The following is a 24,171-nucleotide window of genomic DNA, read 5'->3' as shown; positions in this document are numbered from 1 at the left end:
GCTTTAATGATGCGGGACAGGCAACGTCCCCGACGTCCCCGGCATCGTCCTTGACGAACCCGGCTTGTCCGGACCGGCGCTTGGCCGCGTCTCGCCCGTCAGTGGCGGTTGCTCGTAGCGGACGCCGGGGAAAATGATCACCGCCGCCGGCGTTCCGGTGTTTCGTTCTGCTCGTTTGGTTGCCGCCGTTCGCGGCACGAAAGACAGTACCATGCCCATGGTTCGTGCATTCCTCTCGGTTGCCCCGGAGCACAACGCAACGCCTCCAATCTGATTAAGGAGCCAGTAGGTTAACGGAACGCTAACGGATCGCCGCTAATTTGATCTTTGTTCCAAGGTCAGGAAGTCCTGACCCGTGGCAGATGCGAAACCGACACAGTCCCGGTCGAGCATGGTCCAGATTGTGTCGAGTGTCAGGCGTATCCTTCGTGTCATCTGCGGATTTCAGGCAAATCGCTATACGGGCTGAATCGGGAAAGGCCGAAAGGCTGTTCCGCGCCACGGTGTCGGCGTTCTGTTCGCTCACCCGCCCTTCGCGCCGGGAGATCGCGCAACTTGAGGATCTGACGCTTCCGCTTTTCGCCGATGTGTCGGTCGAATCGCGCCGCTACGTCGCCGCCGCCCTTTCCGAATGCGAATACGCGCCCGCTGCGCTGGTCCGGCGGCTTTGCGAGGAGCCGGTCGACGTTGCCGCGCCGCTGCTCATCCGCTCGCGCGCGCTCAGCGATATCGACCTCATCGCGCTGATCGGCCGGCATGGCCTGCCGCATGCGCGCGCCATTGCGCGCCGCAAGGATCTGAACCCGACCATCGCCCACCTGATCAGAGCGCTTGAAAAGCCGACGCTGGTGAGCGTGCGGCAGCCTGAGGCGAACGCCAAGACGGTGCCCGAAAGCGCCGACGTCGTCGCCGACGGCCAGCAGGTGCCCGGCGCCGCCGCCGAGAATGCACGGCGCGGGCTGCGGTCGATGATGCGTGATGCCAAGAGCGGCGGCGCGACGATCAATCCGTTCGCCGGTGCTAACACCTATGTCAAACTGCGCGAGACGGCGCTGACCGGCAATGCCGCATTCTTCCAGACAGCACTGGCCGACGCGCTCAAGATCGATTTTTCAACGGCGCGGTCGCTCACCGCGAACCAGAACTACACGTCGCTGCTGGCCGCCCTGCGCGCGCTCGATCTCGGCGAAGAGCGGGCGTTCCTGATCACCGCCGCCGTCTATCCCACAGAGTTTTCGCATCCGCAGGGCATCCGCACCTTTCTCGACCGCTATCGGCTGCTGCATCGCGACGCAGCGCTGGACAAGCTACGCGGCTGGAAAGCCGAGACACTGTCGAAGGCCATTCGCAATGCCGGACCGATCGCGGCAAACGCCGGCGTCCGGAAAGCGGACAGCGACAATACTGCCGCCAGCCCTAAAGCGCGTCGCGTTTGACCGGCCTCATGCGACGCGCTTTAGGTTGTTGTTTTCATGCATGTCGTTATGGCAAAACCGCTGCACACCCTCGGGTCAGGCCCGAGGGCATGCTTTTGCGCGACATGCATTCGGCGCGTCGCGCCTGAAAAGAGATTCAAGCGAACGCTCTAAGCCTTTGTCTTTCATGCATATCGCTATTGCGACTTGACGGAAATAAGCTCCTCGACGGGAACAGAGCCGGCCTCGATCTCTACGACCCAGATGTCGGGATCGAATTTCTTCTCCCTTTCCAGTCGCGCGTCAAAGACGGCGGCATCGTCGCCGGCGCCGAGCAGACTGAAGTAACGGTCGTCGGGTTTGGCTGAATCGTAGCTCGTCTGCGGCGCCGGGCCAAACAAGGCAATCTCGCCCATGCGGCCACGCGCCAACACGAAGACGGCGCCGGCCTCGGTTGCGCCGCGCTTGACCACGGCGGCAAAGCCGCCGGCGCCGAAAACCCGGCGCAACAGGGCCGACACCCACAGATCGGTGGTTACGCGCATGGCAGCATTCTGGACGACATCGGACGGTACTTAGAGCGCTTTGCGTTTGGGTGAAACCAAAACCGCCCTGCGACCATCAGTTGGTCAGGCCGATCTCGCGCATCTTGACGTAGACGACCTCGTCGGGCTCGCCGGTCTCAGGCAGCCCGAACAGCGACTGGAACTCCCTGATCGCTGCCTTGGTGCGGGCCCCGACCACGCCATCGAGCTGCATGTCGTCATTGCCGAATGCCTTCAATCCGGCCTGGATCTTGATGATGCGGGCGTCGGGTGCCTGCGCCGGCGCATCTGCCGGCAACGCCGAGACGGGAATCGCGGCCGTGTCGTCTGGACGGGGTGCCGGATGCGGCACGACCGTCGAGGCGGTTGGCGTGGCGCCCAGTTGATCGAGCAGAACGCTGTCGACCTCGCCGGAAGCGCTGAGCCCGACCTTCTGCTGATAGGCTTGGATGGCCTTAAGCGTGTTGGGGCCGGAAATGCCGTCGACGGTGCCGGAATAGAAATCCAGATCCTTCAATATGCCCTGGACCCGCTCGACGACCGGATCGCTCTTGATCGGGGCCGGGTCCGGCCGCACGATGTTGATGGTGGTTTCAGGCTCGTCGGCGCCGGCTCGAGGAAAGCCCTCCATGCTCCTGGTCGCAAAAAACGCGCCGGCATGAGGAAAAGGCTGATACCACAAAGCGTTCGCCGAGACGTAGAACAGTGTCACCAGGAAGGCGGTCGAACCACCAACCAGAACCGGATTGCGTGAAATCCGGCTGCCGAGGGCGACTGCGCTGCGTTGGAAGGCATTGCCGCGGCGCTTGACCGCCTTAGGCTGTTTTGCGGAGCGAGCCATGCCTGTCCCCTTTCGTCTCCGCCTTGGCCGCAGGTATCGGCAGTACGCCGGGCTTTTCGTTCGAACGTCCTTTCGGTCCGTTCACCGGCAGACTGATCGTGACCGTGGTGCCCTCCCCCGGCATGCTTTCGATCGACATCGTGCCCTCGTGCAGCGCCACCAGACCCTTCACCAGCGACAGGCCGAGCCCGGTCCCCTCGAAGCGGCGCGTATAGTCGTTCTGGATCTGCGTGAACGGCTTGCCGAGATTGGCAAAGTCTTCCTCGGCGATGCCGATGCCGGTGTCCCTGACCCAGAAATGCAGTCGCGAGCCGATCCGCTTGGCGCCGACGACGACATCGCCGCCATCGGGCGTGAACTTGATGGCGTTGGAGACGAGGTTGATGAGTATCTGCTGCACGGCACGACGGTCGGCGTTTATCTCGCCCGCATCCGGTGCGATCTGGGCCTGTAGATCGATGTTCTTTGCCTCGGCCTGCAAGCGCATCATCGACTGGCACATTTCGACCGCTTCCACGAATCGGAATGGTTCCGGCTCGGTTGCGTAGGCGCCGGCTTCGATCCTCGATACGTCGAGTATCGAGGTGACGACGGCAAGCAAATGCTGGCCGGACTCCTTGACCAGGCCGACATATTCCTTCTGGCGCGGATCCTTGAAGGCGCCGAACATCTCATGCAGCAGCATGTCGGAAAAACCGATGATGGCGTTCAACGGCGTGCGAAGTTCGTGGCTGACGATCGCCAGAAACCGTCCCTTTGCCACTTCGGCAGACGCGGCCGCCTCTTTCGCAGCGGCAAGCTCTTCGCGCAAGCCAGCGAGTTCGTCGTTTTCGCGCAGGATGAGCGTGAGGACGTCCTGCTGCTCTTCCCCCCGGGCGAGTTCAAGCGAAAACGGCCGGTAATTGTCCGCCGTCGGGCCATTGCCGTTTTGCGGCAGCCGGACGCGAAGATCCAGCCGGCGCGCCGGCGCGCCATCGCGCATGTCGGCCAGCGCGCTTAGGTATGCGACGCGATCGGACAGATGGATACGGTCGAACAGGCCGGTACCGAACAGCAGCTCCGGCTGCAGCTTCAGGATCGTGCGCGCCTTTGCCGACGCATCCAGAACCTCGCCATGCCTGCCGGCCCGCAGGACAACGGCGTCGATGATGTTCTCGAGCCGGTCGTCGGTCGCCGGATCAAGCTGCGCGCCGGCCGGGCTGCCAGGCGCTGCGACGCGGGGAACCAGGGTGAACGCCCAGGCCAGCGGCAGCAGCCAATGCCAAGCGGCTGTTACCGCCGGGCCGAACGGGAAGACAGAACCGGCAAAAGCCTGCAGCAGGATAGCGACACATGCGGATACGGCACCCCAGAGTGCAGCGCGACGAGACGCGCCGATCCACCAGGCTTCGAACGGCAACGCCACGACAAGCATGGCGACCGGCGAGGCCATCCCGCCCGCGGCGGCAATGACACCGGCAAGAGCAAGACTGCCCATCACCAGGGCGACCTGGCCGGCGAACGCCATCTTGCCCGATGCCGCCACCAGCAAGGCAGCAAACCAGCAGAGGCCGAATGTCGCAAAGATCGCAGCCATGGTCACGGCCACGCCCATGCCCGAGGTGACCAGCGTGACTGCTGCGCCCGCAGCAAAGAACGGTGCGGCCAGCATGACACCGATAAACCGCCTCTGGCACCGGCGGTCGTTCTGTCCGAGGACCGACGGATGAACCATACGTTCACAACCGGCGGCCATCGCGCCGGGCAACTCAACGTATCTGGCCCTTATCGAACTCAACTCAACGCACTCGCACCTGGTCGTGAACAGCCCTGCTTCGCAGATTGCTTTTGTCGATCTGAAACTCGCATCCAGCGTTTAAGGAATGGATAAGGCAGGACCGCTCAATGCCCGGCCCGAAGCAGATATTGGGAGGCCGGCGCCGCCAAACCTTGGCAATTGCGGCCATAGTAAATGGAGCGTTATCCAGGCGAACCGCCCTTCCGCCTCTGACAATCGCCCCCGGTAAGCCGCACTTCTGGAAAATACATAAGGAAAACAGCTGGATAGATGGTTAAGCTTAAGTGAAGAAAATCGGCTGGATTTGAGACAAATCCATTGCAAAATGCTTGGTTTCGAATTTGCCTAAAATTTGAGGAAAATTTTCGCTGACCGGGCAAGCCGTCCTTTGCGCGTCCATGCCACTATCGTATCCATAAAGAGGTCATGTCGCACGAACGCATGATCCGGTCACGAATGAGGGCATACAGATGGGCTTTCTGATCAGAATGGCTTTCTGGTTTTCGCTGGTGCTTCTGGCGCTGCCGCTGAATGTCGGCTCCGACGAGACAGGCCACCAAAGCGTCGGGCCGATCCAGGCGTTGTTTGCGGCACGCGAAGCCGTCGGCGACATTGCCGGCATATGCGAGCGCAAGCCCGACGTCTGCGAGACCGGCAAGTCCGCAATGCACACGATCAGCGCCCGAGCCAAGGAGACAGCCAAGATCGCGGCTGCCATGTTGGACGACAAGACCGCCGAACCCGACACGGCGACAACGACCGGCAGCGTGTCCGAAGACCCCATCTTGCCGGCCAAAGTGCACTTGCCGGCCAAAGTCCACTTGCCGGCGAAAAACTGAGATATTTTTTCAGCGCATCTGTCACAGCCCGCAGGCCGTCCGCCCCTAAAGCGCGTCGCATTTGACCGGCCTCACGCGACGCGCTTTAGCTTGTTGTTTTATGCATGTCGTTCTCGCAAAACCGCTGCACACTTTTGCGCGACATGCATTGTACGACTAAGTGTTTTTCCTCTTTTTCCGTGACGCGGCGTCGCCGGATGATTATATCCGGACTATGACCACGACGATCCAAACGATCCGCGACGACTTCTCCCTGCTTGACGAGTGGGAAGACCGCTATCGCTATGTGATCGAATTGGGCGAGGCCCTGCCGCCATTTCCCGACGAGGAACGCAACCCCGCCAACAAGGTGCCGGGCTGCGTCAGCCAGGTCTGGCTGACGACCCAATATGGACCAGGCCCCGACCCAGTCGTCACCTTCGCCGGTGATTCGGACGCGCATATCGTGCGCGGCCTCGTCGCTATCATGCTCGCGCTGTTTTCCAGACGACCCGCCAGCGAGATCCAGAAAACCGACGCGGAAGCCACGCTGAAGGCACTTGGCCTCGACGAGCACCTGTCGCCGCAACGCGCCAATGGTCTTCGTTCCATGGTCAAGCGCATCAAGCGCGATGCCGAGGCGGCCTTGAAGCAGACCGCCTGATCAGACGAACAGCGCGCGATGGCCCGACATGACCGGGAGCCGCACATGTCGCAACGCATATCGATTGCCCAGCATCGCCCCAACATCAAACGGCGCCCGGAGGCGCCGCTGATCATCTAACCCAGGTTGGGAAGAGAGCCGGTATCAGCGCCCCTTGCGCTTGCGGCCGAGACCCATCTTCTTGGCGAGCTGTGAGCGGGCGGCAGCATAGTTGGGAGCAACCATCGGGTAGCTTGCGTCCAGGCCCCATTTTTCACGATACTCGTCGGGCGTCAGACCGTAGTGGGTCATCAAGTGACGCTTCAGCGACTTGAACTTCTTGCCGTCTTCAAGACAGACGATGTAGTCGTCATGGACGGAGCGTTTCGGGTTTACTGCCGGCTTCTGCTTGTCGGCAGGAGGCTGTTCACTGGCCCCGCCCACGCGCCCGAGGGCGGCATGGACATCGGCGATGAGGCTCGGCAGCTCGCCGACCGGCACCGGATTGTTGCTGACATAGGCGGCTACGACGTCGGCCGTCAATTCGATCAGCGCATCACTATTTCTGGAAGGTGTTTCGATAATATCCATGGCTTCCTAGCCCCAACGTGAGTTGTTTCTACCTGCGCCCTATTTTTGATAGGTCGGGCATCGCGCGAAATTTTTGCAGGAAAGAGCCTCTGCGATTCGCGTCGCAGCATCCTAATGAGCCACTAAACCAAGTAAGTCAATTCGCTTCTTGCGCTGTATTCATCAGCGGCAATAAAATATTCGACGATCAGCTTCAACCTTTCGTGCACTCTGCAACTTTGCGATATTTTCTCGGCAGACCAGCAGCGGCGGACGCCCGGTCAAGCTGCCGTTACATCCATGAGAGCCAGTAAAAAAATCTCAATGCTTGGCTATGCTTGGTTGTGGCGCGGGCTATCTGGTTGTTTTTAGAATCTACAAAACCATAGGTTGCGATTTGCTGTTTGCCGGCAAGCAGGAAATCAGCACCGCGACCGGCACCGATACATCACTGTGGGGTGATGTATTTTCCGTAGACCCAGCCGGTGACGAAATTGCCGCTCTGTGCCGGATCGTGCCAGACTTCGCACCAGCGATAGCGGATCTTCTGTTCCTGCTTCCAAACTGGCTGTTTGCCGATGTCGAGTAAGTTTATGCCGCCGGTGCATCTCCCGGTCATCTGCAAAACCGCACCGTTGGGATAGGCGGCCTGCTTCTGGGACGATCCCGCCGGATACTTGCGCACGTTGAGCGTGTCGCCAAATGGGACGTTGGTCACTTGCCAAGCTGCGAACACGGTTGCATGAGATTGACCGATAAAGGCCAAGGCTGTCGAAGCGACGGCGAAAGCCGCAGCAGCGTGAAAACGGAACTTCATTTTTCTCACTCCTCCGGCTCATCTTCTTGAGCCCGGCGCAAAATCTACCCCGGCCCTTGAACCTGCGCTGATCGGCGTGTTCATTCTCCATTCAAATAACTTCCACAGCGAGACGCAATGACCCGAACCCCAGCATTTCCGACTGTCAGCCCGCCGCAACCAGAGAAGCGACCGGTCTTCGATCTGCATCATGGAGTGACCCGGACGGACGACTATGCCTGGCTGAGAGCCGACAACTGGCAAGAGATGTTCAGGGATCCGTCGCTGCTCGACGCGCAGATCCGCTCCCATCTCGAAGCCGAGAACGCCCATCAGGCAGCGCTCATGGCCGACACCGCCCAGCTGCGGAAGCAGCTTTTCAAGGAGATGAAGGGCCGCATCAAGGAGGACGATTCGTCCGTGCCGATGAAGGATGGGTCGTATGCCTATGGGTCATCCTTCAAGCTTGGCGGCGAGCAGCCGCGTCATTTCCGCACGCCGCGCGACGGCGGCGACCAAGAGATCCTGCTCGACGGCGATCTCGAGGCCGAAGGCAAGGCCTATTTCCGCCTCGGCGGTGTCGACCATTCGACCGACCACCGCAAGCTTCTGTGGGCCTTCGACGACAAGGGTTCCGAATTCTACACGCTTCGCGTCCGCGATCTCGCCGACGGCAAAGATCTGGCCGACAGGATTCCGGATACCGGTGGCGGCGGCGTGTGGGATGCCGGAAATGACGGATTTTTCTACACCCGCCTCGATCCCAACCACCGTCCTTCCAAGGTGCTGTTCCATACCCTTGGCGACAGTCCTGAGAACGACCGGCTGATCTACGAAGAAACCGATCCAGGCTTCTTCATGAATGTCGGCGGCACACGCTCCAACGAGTGGATCATGGTTGGCATCAACGACCACGAGACCTCGGAATATCGCATCATGAGCGCCCGCGAGCCGTTCGCCGAACCGAAGCTGGTTGCTCCGCGCGAGACCGGCCTGCAATACGACCTCGAAGAAGGCGGCGATATCTTCTTCATTCTCACCAACGCCGACGGCGCCAAGGATTTCAAGATCATGACTGCGCCGGCGAACGACCCGGTGCGCGCCAACTGGCAGGAGCTGGTGCCGCACGAAGCGGGCCGGCTGATCCTTTCGGTGATCGGCTTCAAGGACCACATGGTCAGGCTTGAGCGCAAGGAAGGCCTGCCGCGCATCGTTGTGCATGACCGCAATAGTGGCGAGGAACACCTCATCTCCTTCGATGAGGAAGCCTTCTCACTCGGCCTGTCGGGATCCTATGAATATGATACCGAGATCATGCGCTTTTCCTACTCGTCCATGACAACGCCGGCGCAGGTCTTCGACTACAACATGCGGACCCGCGAGCGCGTGCTGCTGAAGACCCAGGAAGTTCCGTCCGGTCACGACCCGGACCATTACGTGACGCGGCGGCTGATGGCGCCCGCAGCCGACGGCGAACTGGTGCCGATCTCGCTCATTCACCATCGCGACACGCCGCTCGACGGGTCAGCGCCTTGCCTGCTTTACGGCTACGGCTCCTATGGCATCACGGTCCCGGCCGCCTTTAATACCAATTTGCTTTCACTGGTCGATCGCGGCTTCGTCTACGCGATTGCCCATGTCCGCGGCGGCAAGGACAAGGGCTATGGCTGGTACGACGATGGCAAGCGGGCGCACAAAATGAACACGTTCACCGATTTCATCGCAGTCGCCCACCACCTCGTCGCCGAACGCTATACGCAACATGACCGCATCGTCGCTCAGGGCGGCTCGGCCGGCGGCCTGCTGATGGGCGCCGTCACGAATATGGCGCCGGAATGCTTCGGCGGAATTGTCGCCGAGGTTCCGTTCGTCGACGTGCTCACCACCATGCTCGACGCGACCTTGCCGCTGACGCCGCCGGAATGGCCCGAATGGGGCAACCCGATCGCCTCGGAGGAGGACTACCGAACGATAGCCGCCTACTCGCCCTATGACAATGTCGCCGCACTCGACTATCCGCCGATCCTGGCGCTTGCCGGCCTCACCGACCCGCGTGTCACCTATTGGGAGCCGGCCAAGTGGGTGGCGCGGCTGCGCGACCGCAAGATCGGCGACAATCCGGTGCTGTTCAAGATCAATATGGACTCCGGTCATGCCGGCGCATCCGGCCGGTTTTCCAGGCTCGAGGAAATCGCCTTCACCTATGCGTTTGCGCTGACGGTGGCGGGCAAGGCCGACCTTGCCACAACAGCGCCGCCGACTCTTTTGGACGCACAAACTGCGCTGTAGGAGCTTGATCTTGCGCACCATCCCCACCAGCGGGAAATCGATTCCGATTCCGGGTCAGGTGTGATCGATTTTCCGCTCGCAATTGCGATGGCCGCGCGCTACCCCGTGCGCGGCTTTTCGCAGCCGCGCCACCCAAATCATCCAGTCACGTCAAGGGTCCGCCATGTTGCTCGTCGACGTTTATCTCGACAAATCGCCCATCCAGGGCATCGGTGTCTTTGCCAAGAACCACATTCCCCGCGGCACACTGGTCTGGAAGCTCGATCCCAATTACGACCGGCGCATCCCTGTCGATGTCTATGAGCGCGAAACCGGGCCGGTTAGAGCCTATCTCGATCGCTATTCCTATCCCGATCGGCGCGATCCAAACTTCGTCGTCTTCGAAGCCGACGACGCCCGCTTCATGAACCACGCCGATGACCCGAATTGCGACGTCGTCTCGCCCGAGGAGACATATGCATTGCGCGACATCGCGCCCGGCGAGGAAATGACCTGCAACTACAATCATTTCTTTGAAACCGGCTTCGATTTCCTCGGCGACCGCTGACGCGCCGCCACCCGTCCGGTCCCCGGAATCAGTTCGCTGGCTGCTTGCGCGCCGGATATAAGCTGGGATGCGGCGGTATGGCCTTGAGATAGGCTGATATTGCCGCCCGGTCCTCGGGCGTCAGCTCGGCCATGTTTCTCTGCACATCGACCATGGCGCCACCGACGGAATCGAAATCCGGGGTGAAGCCGGTTTCCAGAAAGTAGGCGATGTCGGCCTCCGACCAGTCACTGAGCCCGCCTTCGCCCGAGGTGATGTTCGGCACGATGCCGCTGCCTTCGGCAGCCGCGGCCCCCGCCAGCCATTGGCTCTTCCTGGTGCCGCCAGCAAAATCGCGCGGCGTGTGGCATTCGCCGCAATGGCCGGGCCCTTCGACCAGGTAACGGCCGACCGTCACCGGATCCGGCGTGCCATCGGGGAAGGAGACCACTGGCTGGTCACTCAAATAAAGACGTTTCCACAGCCCGATGCCGCGACGGATGTTGAACGGGAATCCCAGCGAATTGGGCGGCGCCTTGTTGGCGACCGCCGGAAGCGTTTTCAGGAAGGCATGGAGATCGGCAATGTCGGCCGGTTTCATGCGTGCGTAGGACGCATAGGGAAACGCCGGATAGAAGTGCTCGCCGTTCGGCGACACGCCCTTCAGCATGGCATTGGCGAGATCTTCGACCGACCAGGCGCCGATACCGTCCTTGTCATCCTGCGAAATGTTCGGTGGCACGAAGATGCCGAACGGCGTCTTGAGTTCGAGACCGCCGGCCAGTTGAAGACGGGCATCGCCTTGCGAGCCTGGCTTCGCATGACAGGACGTGCAGCCGCCGGCATAAAAAATGCGCCTGCCCCTGGCGGCATCGCCGGGGCCGAGTTGCGCCAGGGTCTCGGTGTCGAGCCTGACCGGCGCCGACAGGAACCAGCCGGCGACCGCGCCGGCGGCTCCCAGAATGAGAGCGGCGCCGACGAGTTTTTTCAGCAGGCGCATCGCCCGCTATCAGCCCTTCTTTATCCTGTATGTCTGGTGGCAGGTGCCGCAGTCACCGCCTATGGTGTTGAACCCCGCCTTCAAGGCATCGACGTCGGCAGGAGCCGCGGCCGCCGCAGCCTTGACGTCGGCGAGATATTTCTCTTCCACCGCCTTGAAGCCGGCCATATCTTGCCAGATCTTTGGGGCAGCGGTGGTGTCGCCGGTGTCGCTGCCAGCCGGGAAGAGAGTCTCGACGTTGGCGTGGAATTTCTCGGCGTTGGCCTCCAGCGCCTTCAACGCCGCCAGCACGGCCGCTGCGTCGTAAGGCGTTTCGCCCTTGACGACTTTCGACAATTGGCCGGCGATCTTTCCACGTTCCTTCATAATGGCCTGCCGCTCCTGGATCGGATCGGCAAACGCCGCCGAACCGGCGAAGGCGAGCATCGAGATGGCGAGGATAAGCTTTCTCATTCAACTGGCTCCATGGTGAAGATGTTCGGGTGAAGGTCCGACTGATCGATAACGGCAAGAATGGCTTGAAAATTCCGGGGTGGCTTGAAAATTCCGGAAATTCGCCTCACGCTTGTGTGAATTTTCGCGACGGTCGTTTCTGTGCTGGAAAAGGGCGGCCAACCCTTTGGCCCACACAGAAAAGCCCCGGTTTTGCCGGGGCTTTTCTGCAGCTCAGTCGGGCCTACGCCTTTTCATAGAGCTCAAGGACATGGTCCCAGTTGATGAGACTGTCGACGAAGGCTTCGAGATATTTCGGCCGGGCGTTGCGATAGTCGATATAATAGGAGTGCTCCCAGACATCGACGCCCAGGATCGGGGTCGCGCCATGGACCAGCGGGTTCTCGCCGTTCGGGGTCTTCGAGATCGCCAGCTTGCCGTCCTTGACCGAAACCCAAGCCCAGCCCGAGCCGAACTGGGTGGTTCCGGCGGCGATGAAATCGGCCTTGAACTTGTCGTAGCCGCCAAGATCGCTGTCGAATGCCTTTTGCAGCGCGCCTGGCAATTTGTTGCCGCCGCCGCCCTTCTTCATCCACTGCCAGAAGTGGATGTGATTGTAATGCTGGCCGGCATTGTTGAAGAGCCCGGGGTTCTTGCCGAAGGATTGTTTCACAACCTCTTCGACCGACAAATCGCCGAGCCCGGCTTCGGCAGCCAGCTTGTTGCCGTTGTCGACATAGGCTTTGTGGTGCTTGTCGTGGTGATACTCCAGCGTCTCCTTCGACATGTAAGGCTGCAAGGCCTCGTAGTCATAGGGCAAGGCGGGCAATTCAAAAGCCATCGGTCGTACTCCTCGTGGAAAAAATCCGGTGTCGATACCGGACTAACATAGGTCTGGATTGGTGTGGAGCAACTCCGGAACGAAGCGCCGGTTCGCTTTTTAGCCAGTCAGCCGGCCGAAGTCGAATGCGCCCACTCCCAATAGAGTTCGCGCGCCTTTTTCGCTACAGGCCCGGGCTGGAGACTGCGATCCTCGATGCGGGTGACCGGCACGACTTTCGAATGGTTTCCGGTCGAGAATATCTCGTCCGCTTCGAGGAATTCGCGCACCGACAGCGCCTTTTCGATGGTCTTGAAGCCATACTCGTCAAGCAGCGTCATCGTCCGCGAGCGGGTGATGCCGGACAGGAACGTGCCGTTCGGCGCCGGCGTCAGGACATGGCCATCCTTGACCAGGAAAATGTTCGAGGTTCCGGTCTCGGCGACATTGCCCAGCATGTCGAGCACCAGGGCGTTGTCGAAGCCGCGCATCTTGGCTTCGAGGATGGCACGACCATTGTTGGGATAAAGGCAGCCGGCCTTGGCATTGGTCGGCATGGTCTCGATGGTCGGGCGCCGGAACGGCGAGACGCTGACAGAAAAGCCTGCCGGCGAGATCATCGGCGATTCGTAGAGGCAAAGGCAGAACCGGGTCGAGGCCGGATCTGCCGGCACGCCCATATAGCCACCATGCTCGGCCCAGTACATCGGCCTTATGTAGACCGCCGTCTTGCCGTCGAACTTCTTCAGCCCGTCCCAGGTCAGCCCGACGATCTTTTCGGCGCTCATGGATGGTTTGAGACCAAGCGCGATCGCCGAAGCGTTCACCCTCGCGGCGTGGCGGTCGAGGTCGGGGGCGACGCCCTCGAACCAGCGGGCGCCGTCGAACACGCTGGTGCCGAGCCACATGGCATGGCTGCGCGGACCCAGAATGGCGACGTTGCCTTCGTGCCAGTCGCCATCGACGAAGGTCCATGTCGCGGATTGCGCCGCAGCCGCCAGTGTCATCGTTTGGTTCCGCGTTTTAAAAGCTGTCCTGTCTCGCCATTGGAAGATGCTTTGGCGTCTGTCGTCAACCGAATTGGCCGAGATTTGTTAAGGCCAGCGGTACGCGAACTGCAAATCCGTGCTTGCGCCTGGCCTTGCCTCGCCGCAAAACTGTCACCATGCAACATGCGGCTTACGTTTTCGACGCTTACGGAACGCTGTTCGACGTGCACGCAGCCGTACGCCGTCATGCCGACCAGATCGGACCGGACGGCCAGATCCTGTCGGAGATCTGGCGCGCCAAACAACTGGAATATTCCTGGGTGAGGACGCTGATGGGCGCCTACGCCGATTTCTGGCAACTCACCGAACAGTCGCTGGATTTCGCCTTGCGCAAGGTTCCCTCCGCGGACAAGGGGCTGAGGGCCAAGCTGCTCGACGCCTATTGGCGGCTGGACTGCTATCCGGAGGTGCCGGCCGTGCTCAAAGCGCTCAAGGCGTCGGGCGCCAAGCTGGCGATCCTCTCCAACGGCTCGCCTGAAATGCTGGAAGCGGCGGTCAAATCGGCCGCGCTCGACCAGGTTCTGGACGACATCTATTCCGTCGAGGCCGTCAAGCGCTTCAAGGCCGATCCGTCGGTCTACGACATGGTCACGACAGGCTGGCGCCTCTATCCGGGTGCGGTCTCGTTTCAGTCATCCAACCGCTGGGATATCGCCGGCGCCACCAAATTCGGCTTCCGGACAGTCTGGATCAACCGCTCCGACCAGCCCGAGGAATACCGGGACTTTCCGCCGGCCCTGATCCTGCCCTCGCTCGAAGGCCTGCTCGCCCCAGGCTGACACATGACCTCAAATCGGAATCGATTCTTGGAAAGGATCATAGGCAAAATAAAAGTGCTACAGCCTCCTTTGCTGACGCGCGGCGCTGTGGCCTGTTGCCTCGGCGCAACAGCGGCGGAACCGTCACAGCTTTGCCTTTGTTTGTTCACCCTCAGGCCAGAATCGGAACCGCCTATCGCGCCAGGCATTGGTAGGGCTGGCGCGCCGTACTGATTGGCGTATTCATGTTTTGTTCGATATGAGACTTAAAAAAAAGGCAACGATGTTCACAACCGAAATCGACTCCTATCGCCTGAGCCGTCGCGGCTTTCTCAACGCCGCTGCGCTCGGCGCCGCCTCGATTGCGGTTTCCGCCTGCGCCACGACGGCAGGCCGGCCTGTCGAGCCGCCGCCGCCAGCCAATGTCGAGCCGCCGCTCATGGACTATGCAACAATGTACGGTCCGGTCAGCGACAGTGGGTTCGAGGTGCCGGGCATACCCTACGAGAAAATCGACGAGCAATTTCTGCGTCAGATCGTTCCCGATCCGACCGGCCAACGGCCCGGCACCATCGTCGTCGATACGGCCGGCCATCACCTCTATCTCGTGCGTCCGGGCGGACAAGCCATTCGTTACGGGGTCGGGCTGGGTCGCGCCGGTTTCGAATGGTCTGGCGATGCCGTCGTCCAGTGGAAGCAGAAGTGGCCGAAATGGACGCCGCCGGCCGAAATGATCGCCCGCCAGCCAGAGCACGCAAAATACAGCGCCGAGAATGGCGGCATGCCCGGCGGGCTCACCAATCCGCTCGGAGCGCGGGCGCTGTATCTCTTCGAGGGTAACGAGGACACGCTTTACCGCCTGCACGGCTCGCCGGAGTGGTTTTCCATAGGCAAATCGGTGTCATCTGGCTGCGTTCGCTTGATAAATCAGGACATTATCGACCTTTATGACCGTGTGCCCAACAAGACGCCGGTGATCGTTACCGCCGGTGTCGGTCAGGAACTGGTTGCCACGGCAGACCGCAAAGCCATTCCAATCGATGCGGGGGTCCCGGAAGGATCGATCCTGCTCGGCCCGGCAAGGGCGATCTCCGACCCGATCTTCTGAAGAGACTGTTTCGAAATTCGCTCTGGCGAGTCATATGGTGGTGGTTTCGAGAACCGGCGCGCAGCGGACATTTGGGTCCGTGAGCACCGGAAGCGCAGAAAACGCCATCAGATGGCCGCCAGAGTAGAGTTTCCAAACGGTTTCTGAGCTGGTTGAAAGCGTGGAGCGGTGGACTTTCGGCGCAGCCACTTTTCGGTCCGATGCTTTTGGCCTGAGCATCGGATTTCGGTAGAGGCCCGAGTGCAAGCGGTTACAATTGGCGATCAGATCAGTTATCAGCGGTTCCTAACCGAACGCAGGCGCTAGTGACCAATCAATTGAAGAAATTTCTGGCCCTGACGGCCGCACAACGCCGGACGGTGATCGCTGCAATGTTGCTGTTACCGTTCACTGCAATGCTATTGCAGATGTTTGGTTTCCGACGTGCAAGAAACATACTGATCTGGCTTTGCGATCTTCGAAGCGTGAGAGGGGTTGCAACCCCGTCACTCACGCTTCGTGAATCACCGCCGCCTTCAAACGTTCCGGATGCGGTTTGCAACCCCGACCGGCTTCACTCAATGGTTGGCGAGACCGATTTTTTTGGACAGGCGCAAGAGACCGCTCGTCTGGTATCCATTGCCGCGTATCGTGGTTCATATTCCGGCAACTGCCTGAAGCGCTCCATGACGCTTTGGTTTTTGCTGCGCCGGCAAGGCATCGAAGGAGAACTGCGCATCGGCACGCGCAAGGCTGATGGCAAATTTGAAGCCCATGCCTGGGTCGAATACCGGGGCAAGGTTCTTAACGATACGGTCGATGTTGGCGAGCGCTTTGCCGCATTCGAGCGCGATTTTGGTTGATGCCATGGGGACGATATGAGCGGCATCGCCGGGATAATCCATTTTGACGGTAAGCCGGTGGAGCCTGGGTTAGTGGAAAAAATGACCACGACCATGGCGCACCGGGGCCCGGATGGCATCCACCATTGGGTGAAGGGCTCCATCGGGCTCGGCCAATGCATGCTTCGCACCACGCCAGAGTCGCTGGAAGAAACCCAGCCGCTGACGAACGAGGATGCAAGCCTTGTCCTGGTCATGGACGGGCGGGTGGACAACTGGGAGGAACTGCGGGGGGAACTGCTGGGGCTCGGCGCCGTACTTCGAGATCGCTCGGATGCTGAACTGGTGCTGAGAGCCTACCAGATTTGGGGGCGGGAATGTTTGCCGCATATCGACGGCGATTTCGCACTGGTCATCTGGGATGCGCGGCGACAAGAGGCCTTTTGCGCCCGCGACCGCATGGGCAACAAGCCTTTCAATTACCATTGGGACGGCAAAACACTGGCCTTCGCCTCAGAGTTGCCAGCGATCCTTGCGCTGCCTTGGGTGAAGCAGGAACCCAATGAAGGCATGTTGGCCGAAATGCTGGCCGGGGAGTGGTATTCCAGGGATGAGACTCTATGGAACGGTATCCTGCGCTTGATTGCAGCACATCGAATGGTAGCCGGGAACCAAGGACCGCAACTCGAACTATACTGGAAGCCGAATCTTTGGGCGATGTTGCCGTTTCGCAAGGACGAAGAATACATTGAGCACTATCGCGAATTACTGTTCGAGTGCGTCAGGCGTTCATCACGGTCGCATCGGCCGGTCGCCATTGAGGTGAGCGGCGGACTCGACTCCTCCGCGGTGTTTTGCGTGGCGGAACACCTGCGCCGCTCGAACAGACTGCTCACGCAGGGCATAAATGGCTACACGCTTGGCTTCACGGAGGAGGAAGGCGATGCCAGCGAACTCCCCTACGCACGGGCCGTGGGCGGGTATTTAGGGCTGCGGATTCATGAGACTCCCCCTTCCAGGATGCCTCTTTCATGGTTTGCGGAACGCGCCCGCTCCGGCCAGCAGTTTCCGGGGTTTCCGAACCTATCAATGCAAGCTGGCCTATGGCAGCAAACCGTTGCGCACGGGAGCCGCGTGACGCTAGGCGGTCACGGAGGAGATCAATGGCTGGAAGGCTCCCGGGCGTATTACGCAGAGGCACTGGCGCAACTGCATTTGCGTACGCTCTATGACTGCCTCAAAACCGACGCGACGGCATTCGGCACGCGGCAGGCGGTGAGCTGGCTCATACGGCAGGGGTTTTTCGCGCTTCTGCCAATCGCTCTCCAGGTGGGTCTCCGCCGCCTGGTTCGCAGGGTGCGCGGGAGCGGGACCAGCAAAGCCTGCTACTGGCTCTCGCCGCGGATGGGGGAAGTGATCCGGATGCGTCGCGAGCTTATTCCCCCATCACACCATCGGCGAGTGCGCAGCGTCGGCCAGAGGGCGCTACTTGAGGCTCTATACGATGCTTATGATGCCCAGGCGATGGAGGACCTTGATTGCATGAGCGCCCATTGCGGGATCGAAATCCGATACCCGCTCGACGACCCCAAACTCGTTCAGTATGCGTTTTCGCTACCCGAGAGGCTGCGGCTGCGTGGAGACAGAACCAAATATATCCATGTCCAGGCTTTGAAGAATCTCCTGCCGAAGAGGATTCTCGAACGGAAAAGCAAGGCAGAATTTTCAATCGTGCTCCGTGAGCATCTGGACCGGATGCAAGCCATATTGACCGAGACGATTCCCGATGAGCGTAGCAACTGGGTTGATCGGGACGGGATGGCCCGGCTATTCCGGGCTTATCGAGACAATCCGCAGGCCGGCATGCCGAAATGGATTTTGTGGAGTATTTATGGATGCCATGTAACGTATCGTTGATGCCCTATAAGGTACTGTTAATGAATCATATAACGTACTGTTAATGGATGCCATATAAGGTACTGTTAATGGATGCCATGTAACGTACCGTTGAAGACATGTAACGTACCGTTACGTGTCTTGATCGTCACATCGGTTAAATTTTCGATGAATGCCGCGCGTCCGGGTTGCGCGCGTTTTCGCTTGGTGGCAAGGTGCCAAGCTCGTTCAAAAGTCATCGAGAACGTCCAGATAGTTCATCTGGCGGTTTCCTGAGAGATTACCAAGCCAGCGTAAAGGGTTGAGTTAATGAAAAGCAATCTGAACGACCAGCAGACGCCATCCCACCTCACCGTTGAAAACAAAGCTGCTGAGGTAAACAAGGCGCGCTATTCGACTCCCACACTGCAGATCTACGGTTCCGTAAGCGCGATAACAAGAGGCGGTACCGGAAGCGGGCTAGATGGGGGCCCCGCCGGTATGAGTATGGTGTCCGACCCGCGTGCCAAAGAGAACGTCGTCCGTATTGGCACCCATTCGCTTGGAATCGGCCTCTATCTGTTCGACTACAAGCCTGAATACCGCGAGCAGTGGGGCCTTGGCAGGCAGTTTGGTGTAATGGCCGACGAGGTCGAGACGCTCATGCCGGAAGCCGTAGGCGTTCATCCTGACGGTTACAAGAGGGTGGACTACGGGATGCTGAGGATACGGCACCCCTCTATTCACTGAGCCTTGCGGGGGAATGTCGAGTTCCGTGCTGCAGGAACACCTGGGGTATGTCGGCGATTCGGTAAGGCTTGAACAGTTCAAGTCCGCTGTCGTCCAAGTCGTCAAACCTGGGGATTACATCACGGATCTCGGTTGTGGTACCGGGATTCTGGGGCTGTTATGCTTGCAGGCGGGCGCGTCCCGTGTGTACGCCATCGACTCAACCGCCATGATCGAGGTTGCGCGGGAATCCTTCGTTCGCGCGGGATGGGGTGGCCAAGCGATTTTCATGGGGGACTACTCTGCGCGCGCCAACCTGCCCGAACGGGTTGATGTGGTGATTTGCGATCAAGTCGGCTACTTCGGCTTTGATGCCGGTATCATCGAATATCTCGCGGACGCCAGGCGGCGTTTCCTGAAGCCAGGGGGGGCTTTGATCCCCGCCAGGCTCAGGCTTCAACTCGCCGCAGTGGAATCGGAAACCAGTTACGGCTTGGCCGACGGGTGGCGGCGGGAGGGCGTACCCAGCGAATTCCATTGGGTGGGCCAATACGCCGTCAACACCAAGTATGCGGTCAATCTTCAGCGGGAAGAATTGCTTGGCGCCCCCGCTGAACTGGGCGGCATCGATTTTCGTGAAGACAATCCGGACTTTTTCTCCTGGGATGCGGAGTTGCGCATAGAGCGCGATGGCGTCGTGCACGGACTCGGCGGCTGGTTCGATTGTGAGTTGGCCGAAGGGGTGTGGTTGACGAACTCGCCGCTTGCGGATCGTCCAATCAACCGCTCTCAGGCTTTCCTGCCCATCGGCGAAGCCGTCGAGGTAAAATCCGGCGATGTGGTGAGGGCAAGGGTGATGGCGCGCCCGACGGATTCGGTTATCGCGTGGGAAGTCGAAATCTCGTCCGGAGGGCGGAAATTCAGCCATTCGACCTGGCAGGGCGAGTTGCGGACGCCGGCCGAGATCATCACACGGAATCCCGCGCATGTGCCCCGACCCAATTGCCAGGGGCAGGCAAGAATGATCGTGCTAGGACTTTGCGACGGTCAAAGGACGGTCAGGCAGGTTGAAGAAGCCGTGCTGCGCGAACATCCCGGCTTGTTCCCTTCCGTGGAAGAAACAGCGCGATTTGTCGCCCAGGTGCTGGGCAAGGACACGGAATGACGGTGGACTTTCAGGTGGCGGACGCCCGCCCTCAAATGCCACTTGACGCCACCTTGTTTCACCAGTGGGTTTTCCCAGACGGAACTTTGTGGACGGATTTCTACCGCATCGGGGGAGCCTACCTGCTGCGTTTTCCCGAACTGGCGGATTTCCAGCTGAGTCAAGATGGCGGACAGATCAAAGCATGGCCGGTGCAGGGAGTCTCCGGCGCGACCATTCAGCATCTTTATCTGAATCAGGTTTTGCCCCTGGCGCTCAGCAAACAGGGGAAGCTGGTTTTGCACGGCAGCGCGGTCGAAATCAGCGGCGAGGGCATCGCATTTATCGGCGAGTCAGGCCGAGGCAAGTCCACGCTGGCGGCAAGCTTTGCGACCGAAGGGTTCCGCTTCCTGACGGATGATGGGCTGCTGGTAGAGCCTTGCGACGGTGGGTTTCAGATTATGCCGAGCCATCCTTCGATCCGCTTATGGGGAGACAGTGAGGAAGCCTTGGTCGGCAAGGATGGTGTACGAAAAGCGCCCCCAGTGCAGTTCACATCGAAGGCGCGTTTTCTTGCGGGCGATGAGATCGTCTTCTGCGGGCAACCCCGGCGCTTGCGCCGGGTGTATTTTCTTGGCGAGCGTGTCCAGCAGGAAGCGGTGTTCGAGGGTATGACTGCGCGCGAAGCTCTAATGGAACTGGTGAAGCATTCTTTCTTACTCGAAATTGAGGCACACGAACTGCTTGCCGCCCATTTCGATGAACTGTCCTGCCTGGCTGGGCAACCAATTTTTTACCGCCTGGATTATCCCCGACGCTTTGAAGACCTGTCGCGGGTCAGGCAGGCCATCGTGAAACACGCGTTAGGTGAAGCAGCATGAATTTGACTGACAGAGTGGCGATTCCGGCGCAAGTGATGGCGCGACAGGTGGGCAATGAGACAGTGATCCTGGATCTCGCCAGCGGAACGTATTTTGGGCTGGACCCGGTCGGGGCACGTATCTGGATACTGCTGTCCGAAGGAAAAACCGTCGGCGAAATCTGCGAAACCATGCTCGACGAGTTCGAGGTCGAGCCTGCGCCCTTGGAGAAAGACGTATTCAGCTTGTTGCAAACGCTCGAACGCCAGGGGCTGGTCAAGATTGAAGAGGCATGAGGGTATAAATTCTTATTGTCCAGCAGCAGGCGCGCAATAGCCTGGATCCCAAGCACCGAGTTCAGTTGAGCCAGCCTGGGTGACGATGCGGCTGGACTTACCCGGCGCTTGTCATGATGCCGTCCTCCAGCTTGAACACCCGATCAGCCAGCGCCAGGCTCGCCGGCCGGTGGGTTATCAAAAGCACCGTCCTCTGTCGCAGCACGTCCACGCAGCCCTGCAGGAACTCGCGCTCCCCCTCTGGATCGAACATAGCGGTCGCTTCATCGAGTATTAGAATCGGCGGGTCTTTCAACAGCGCCCGAGCCAAGGCCAACCGCTGCTGTTGCCCTCCGGACAGCCGCACGCCGCGATCGCCGATCGGCGTCTGGTAACCCTGCGGCAATTGGATGATGAAATCATGCGCTCGGGCCGATTGCGCTGCTGCCTCGACCTCATCCTGGGTGGGCTCAGGCCGCCCATATGCGATGTTGTCGCGGACGCTGGCGTTGAACAGCAACACGTGCTGAGGCACAACCCCAATCTGGCTGCGCAGGCTATGCAAGGAAACCGTGGAAATATCCACGCCGTCGATGAAGATGCTTCCCTTGGCAGGCTCGTGCAATCGCATAAGCAAATGCGCCACCGTGCTCTTTCCTGCGCCGTTGGGACCTATGATGGCTATTGTCTCGCCCGCTGCGACCGATAGATCGAGGCGCCTCAATGCAGGCTCACGCCCCGGATAAGCGAACGTGACACCACGGAATTCGATGTTGCCGTTTATTTTCCCCATCCGCCTGCCCGCATGCCAGCTCGGTTCAGGCTCTTCGGCCAAGGCTGTTGCAAGCCGGCTCAGCGCTCCGCGCGCGTGCTGGGTCCGTCCATAGACGTCTGCGAGCCCGGCCATGGGTCGCGCCATTACCTGGGCGTAGAGGAGAAAACTCACCAATTGAGGCACAGTGAGCGCCCCATCGCCAATTTGCCCTTGGGCCAACCAAAGCATAAGAACGACCGCGGCCGCCGTCACAAGCTGAACCCCCGGCCCCAATGCGGCATGGATAGCGCGCTCCTTGGCGCTCAGGCTGACGACGCGCTCGATCTGGTTCCGATAACGCTGCGATTCTTGCTGTTCGCGCGTGAAGGTCTTGATGGCGGGAAGCATGCTAAGGTTTTCCTCAGCAATGGCGATGGCAATGGCGTGCTCCTCCTGAAGCTGGCGAGCCAATGGTCGCATGCGTCGTCCGAAGACTTTAAGCAGTAGATAGAGCAGTGGAATAATGATTGCAGCAAACAGGGCGAGAAGAGAATCGATTCGGAACATCAAAGCCAATGCCCCGCTGACGGTGAAGAAGAGCGGCAAGGCAGAAAGTGCGGTGCCGCTGATGTAATCGCTCACGACGTACACATCACGGGTAAGTAACGCGAGCGTATCGCCATGACGACGCCGGTGGGAGAAAGCAAGCGGCAACGCCTGAAGATGGTCGTAAACTCGGATTTTCAAATCCGCCAATATTCGTGTGGTCGTCCCACCAAGCAGGTATATATTGCTGAATTTTAAAACAGCCTGAACCGCGAACAGCGCCAATGCACCTAGAAAAAGTACCTGGATGTTGATCGTTCTGCCCGCCCGTTCCTGAAGAAACGTTTCAGCAAGCCTGCCACCGAGCCAAGGCATGACCAACAAAGCAGCGCTCTCGCATAGCATCAATATAAGGCCGACGGCCAACGCCACTCGATAAGGTGCCGCTAATGTCAGCAGCATGTTTGTCTCACTAATTTTCGTCAATCTGTTCATAGTTCCACAAGAGATCGATCGAGGTGATCTGCTGGAGTGAGCACCCAGAGGCACGCTGCATCCTCAACCGCGGTAGAATTTCTTACGATTTCGGAATCACCGCCCGCAGAGAGACTCAACTATCCTGGCTGCGTAAATACTTCAAAGACCCGGCCAGGGCCCGGCGTAGGTAGAGCCAGGGCAGCCACGACAGGTTTGACTGGTGATATTTTTGCCGCATATGGATTGCCGGCGGGAAGAGGAGTTCGGCCAGAAAACCGTACCTGTTTCGCACGCCTCTTGCGGCCTGGAAGTCCATCCATACTCGATTCGACCTGGATCCGCTGAGATAGCTCGACGCGGTTTCTGTCGATCCAGGACGGGAAAGCGCGCCAGACACGGCTTCGGGTATGGTGGTATGAAAACGGGCTCGGGTCGCCTCGATGCCGTCCAGGCAGGTCGCTCGCAATCCTTTACGCTCGGCAAGTTCAACAAATTCTTTGCATTGCGACGGCGATAGCATCGAAAACAGAAGCTGAATGTCGTAAAACCAGATCAGTCGATCGCCGCCATAATGGGCCACGTCATCGACGTAATACAAAGCGTGCTTGTGGACCGCTCGATGCATGCAGGCGAGCACGAGCGCGTGCACTGGATCAGCTGCGAGGGCACTCGCGCTTAGGTTCGGCAGTGGCCGGGCCTCGGAACGCAATTCTTCATACGAGAACAGATTTGACAGGAGTGTGGAATTGGCGATCCGCCAATGCAAATCGAGGGTGTGTTCCTGATCGGAGGCGGGATCTGTCCAGCTATAGCTCGTCTGACCGCTAATGACGTCCGCTCTTGTTCCTAGTTCACGAAACCCCAGGGTCTCTAATGCTTTGGCTACCCGATCACGGGTGTCCGACGGCACGAGGAGATCCGTGTCACCTCTTGTACGCAAGAAAGGCGCCGGATAGACATCGTAGGCTAGGGCCGTGCCTTTGAACAGAATTGGATGGACGCCAATAGCCACGAGCCGCTCCAGTACTTGATTCAGCAAGTACTGGTGGCGCATCTCCCACAATGCTTGAGCAGTAGCCTGCTGCCGACAAGCATCCAAAATAACTTTCGGCCAGCCCAACTCGACGCCCGCTTGATCGGCAACGCAGTGGTAAAGCAACGCCTGGACACCGTGATAAGCACTCCGCTCGAGGAGGCCGTCCACGAACTCATCGTCGCCGTGCTCCGGCCAATGTGGCTTCTCGCGACGTAAGGCAGCACAAAGCAACTCGTCGATACTTCGCATGACTAAAGCTCCGTTGCC

General features: G+C 59.8%; 24 protein-coding genes. 13 read left to right on the top strand and 11 right to left on the bottom strand.

Features of this window, described 5'->3' with window-relative positions; translation table 11 throughout:
• Positions 1–428 precede the first annotated feature (428 nt).
• Positions 429–1,436 carry a hypothetical protein gene (locus tag AC0L16_RS06940; RefSeq protein WP_473619797.1) on the top strand — a complete coding sequence of 336 codons (1,008 nt, stop codon included), beginning with the start codon at positions 429–431 and terminating at the stop codon, positions 1,434–1,436.
• A 176-nt stretch (positions 1,437–1,612) separates the two neighbouring features.
• Here the strand turns inward: AC0L16_RS06940 and AC0L16_RS06935 are convergent, their stop codons facing one another.
• The 3 genes from AC0L16_RS06935 to AC0L16_RS06925 all read right to left on the bottom strand — a co-directional run bounded on the left by AC0L16_RS06935 (position 1,613) and on the right by AC0L16_RS06925 (position 4,515).
• A complete protein-coding gene (locus AC0L16_RS06935) occupies positions 1,613–1,960 on the bottom strand; it encodes a DUF1491 family protein (protein ID WP_128247468.1) in 348 nt (115 codons plus the stop codon).
• 76 nt (positions 1,961–2,036) lie between these two features.
• Positions 2,037–2,801, bottom strand: a complete 765-nt coding sequence (locus AC0L16_RS06930) for a peptidoglycan-binding domain-containing protein (protein ID WP_473619796.1) — start codon at positions 2,799–2,801, stop codon at positions 2,037–2,039.
• Positions 2,776–4,515, bottom strand: coding sequence for an ATP-binding protein (locus AC0L16_RS06925; RefSeq protein ID WP_473619795.1), 1,740 nt, complete (start codon positions 4,513–4,515; stop codon positions 2,776–2,778). Before AC0L16_RS06925 ends, AC0L16_RS06930 begins: the two co-directional genes overlap by 26 nt.
• Before the next feature lie 533 nt (positions 4,516–5,048).
• Between AC0L16_RS06925 and AC0L16_RS06920 the strand changes: the two genes are divergently transcribed.
• Together AC0L16_RS06920 and AC0L16_RS06915 are read left to right on the top strand one after the other, a co-directional pair.
• The gene (locus AC0L16_RS06920; RefSeq protein ID WP_473619793.1) at positions 5,049–5,417 is read left to right on the top strand and encodes a DUF5330 domain-containing protein; all 369 of its coding nucleotides are present in this window, start codon (positions 5,049–5,051) and stop codon (positions 5,415–5,417) included.
• Between the two features lie 214 nt (positions 5,418–5,631).
• The gene (locus AC0L16_RS06915) at positions 5,632–6,060 is read left to right on the top strand and encodes a SufE family protein (RefSeq protein WP_128172659.1); all 429 of its coding nucleotides are present in this window, start codon (positions 5,632–5,634) and stop codon (positions 6,058–6,060) included.
• Between the two features lie 144 nt (positions 6,061–6,204).
• Here the strand turns inward: AC0L16_RS06915 and AC0L16_RS06910 are convergent, their stop codons facing one another.
• Positions 6,205–6,630 carry a Ros/MucR family transcriptional regulator gene (locus tag AC0L16_RS06910; protein ID WP_023800837.1) on the bottom strand — a complete coding sequence of 142 codons (426 nt, stop codon included), beginning with the start codon at positions 6,628–6,630 and terminating at the stop codon, positions 6,205–6,207.
• Positions 6,631–7,057: 427 nt separating this feature from the next.
• Positions 7,058–7,426 (bottom strand): SH3 domain-containing protein, encoded by a 369-nt coding sequence (locus AC0L16_RS06905; RefSeq protein WP_473619792.1) that lies wholly within the window; start codon positions 7,424–7,426, stop codon positions 7,058–7,060.
• Between the two features lie 117 nt (positions 7,427–7,543).
• On the opposite strand from AC0L16_RS06905, the gene AC0L16_RS06900 reads away from it, so the two are divergent.
• Together AC0L16_RS06900 and AC0L16_RS06895 are read left to right on the top strand one after the other, a co-directional pair.
• Positions 7,544–9,694: a S9 family peptidase gene (locus tag AC0L16_RS06900; protein ID WP_473619791.1), complete on the top strand. Its 2,151-nt coding sequence runs from the start codon at positions 7,544–7,546 to the stop codon at positions 9,692–9,694.
• 163 nt (positions 9,695–9,857) lie between these two features.
• Positions 9,858–10,241 (top strand): SET domain-containing protein, encoded by a 384-nt coding sequence (locus AC0L16_RS06895; protein ID WP_473619789.1) that lies wholly within the window; start codon positions 9,858–9,860, stop codon positions 10,239–10,241.
• A gap of 28 nt (positions 10,242–10,269) precedes the next feature.
• Here AC0L16_RS06895 and AC0L16_RS06890 read toward each other — a convergent pair whose 3' ends face one another.
• The 4 genes from AC0L16_RS06890 to AC0L16_RS06875 form a co-directional block, all read right to left on the bottom strand.
• Positions 10,270–11,220 (bottom strand): cytochrome c, encoded by a 951-nt coding sequence (locus tag AC0L16_RS06890; protein WP_473619788.1) that lies wholly within the window; start codon positions 11,218–11,220, stop codon positions 10,270–10,272.
• A gap of 9 nt (positions 11,221–11,229) precedes the next feature.
• Positions 11,230–11,673 (bottom strand): c-type cytochrome, encoded by a 444-nt coding sequence (locus AC0L16_RS06885; protein ID WP_473619787.1) that lies wholly within the window; start codon positions 11,671–11,673, stop codon positions 11,230–11,232.
• Positions 11,674–11,896: 223 nt separating this feature from the next.
• Positions 11,897–12,493: a superoxide dismutase gene (locus AC0L16_RS06880; protein ID WP_077382015.1), complete on the bottom strand. Its 597-nt coding sequence runs from the start codon at positions 12,491–12,493 to the stop codon at positions 11,897–11,899.
• Positions 12,494–12,600: 107 nt separating this feature from the next.
• Positions 12,601–13,479 carry a branched-chain amino acid aminotransferase gene (locus tag AC0L16_RS06875; protein ID WP_473619785.1) on the bottom strand — a complete coding sequence of 293 codons (879 nt, stop codon included), beginning with the start codon at positions 13,477–13,479 and terminating at the stop codon, positions 12,601–12,603.
• 158 nt (positions 13,480–13,637) lie between these two features.
• On the opposite strand from AC0L16_RS06875, the gene AC0L16_RS06870 reads away from it, so the two are divergent.
• The 8 genes from AC0L16_RS06870 (at position 13,638) to AC0L16_RS06835 (ending at position 21,112) form a co-directional block, all read left to right on the top strand.
• On the top strand, positions 13,638–14,300 hold the full coding sequence (locus AC0L16_RS06870; protein WP_473619784.1) for a haloacid dehalogenase type II: 663 nt from the start codon (positions 13,638–13,640) through the stop codon (positions 14,298–14,300).
• A 262-nt stretch (positions 14,301–14,562) separates the two neighbouring features.
• A complete protein-coding gene (locus tag AC0L16_RS06865) occupies positions 14,563–15,387 on the top strand; it encodes a L,D-transpeptidase (protein WP_473619783.1) in 825 nt (274 codons plus the stop codon).
• 305 nt (positions 15,388–15,692) lie between these two features.
• Entirely contained in the window at positions 15,693–16,229 is a 537-nt protein-coding gene (locus tag AC0L16_RS06860; protein ID WP_473619782.1) for a lasso peptide biosynthesis B2 protein, read from the top strand.
• Between the two features lie 15 nt (positions 16,230–16,244).
• Positions 16,245–18,125 carry an asparagine synthase (glutamine-hydrolyzing) gene (asnB, locus tag AC0L16_RS06855; protein ID WP_473619781.1) on the top strand — a complete coding sequence of 627 codons (1,881 nt, stop codon included), beginning with the start codon at positions 16,245–16,247 and terminating at the stop codon, positions 18,123–18,125.
• A gap of 288 nt (positions 18,126–18,413) precedes the next feature.
• Positions 18,414–18,833: a tail fiber domain-containing protein gene (locus AC0L16_RS06850; RefSeq protein WP_473619780.1), complete on the top strand. Its 420-nt coding sequence runs from the start codon at positions 18,414–18,416 to the stop codon at positions 18,831–18,833.
• Between the two features lie 25 nt (positions 18,834–18,858).
• Positions 18,859–19,977, top strand: a complete 1,119-nt coding sequence (locus AC0L16_RS06845; RefSeq protein WP_473619778.1) for a methyltransferase domain-containing protein — start codon at positions 18,859–18,861, stop codon at positions 19,975–19,977.
• Entirely contained in the window at positions 19,974–20,837 is an 864-nt protein-coding gene (locus AC0L16_RS06840) for a hypothetical protein (protein WP_473619777.1), read from the top strand. Before AC0L16_RS06845 ends, AC0L16_RS06840 begins: the two co-directional genes overlap by 4 nt.
• On the top strand, positions 20,834–21,112 hold the full coding sequence (locus AC0L16_RS06835) for a PqqD family protein (protein ID WP_473619776.1): 279 nt from the start codon (positions 20,834–20,836) through the stop codon (positions 21,110–21,112). Before AC0L16_RS06840 ends, AC0L16_RS06835 begins: the two co-directional genes overlap by 4 nt.
• Positions 21,113–21,209: 97 nt before the next feature.
• On the opposite strand, the gene AC0L16_RS06830 is transcribed toward AC0L16_RS06835, so the two are convergent.
• Together AC0L16_RS06830 and AC0L16_RS06825 are read right to left on the bottom strand one after the other, a co-directional pair.
• Complete coding sequence (locus AC0L16_RS06830; protein ID WP_473619775.1) at positions 21,210–22,853, bottom strand: ABC transporter ATP-binding protein; 1,644 nt, start codon at positions 22,851–22,853, stop codon at positions 21,210–21,212.
• A gap of 148 nt (positions 22,854–23,001) precedes the next feature.
• Positions 23,002–24,153 (bottom strand): nucleotidyltransferase family protein, encoded by a 1,152-nt coding sequence (locus tag AC0L16_RS06825; RefSeq protein ID WP_473619774.1) that lies wholly within the window; start codon positions 24,151–24,153, stop codon positions 23,002–23,004.
• Between the last annotated feature and the right edge of the window lie 18 nt (positions 24,154–24,171).

Source organism: Mesorhizobium sp. WSM4848 (genome assembly GCF_055811375.1).
Note: the sequence above shows the minus strand (reverse complement) of the source record. Positions and strands in the feature narration are given on the sequence as shown.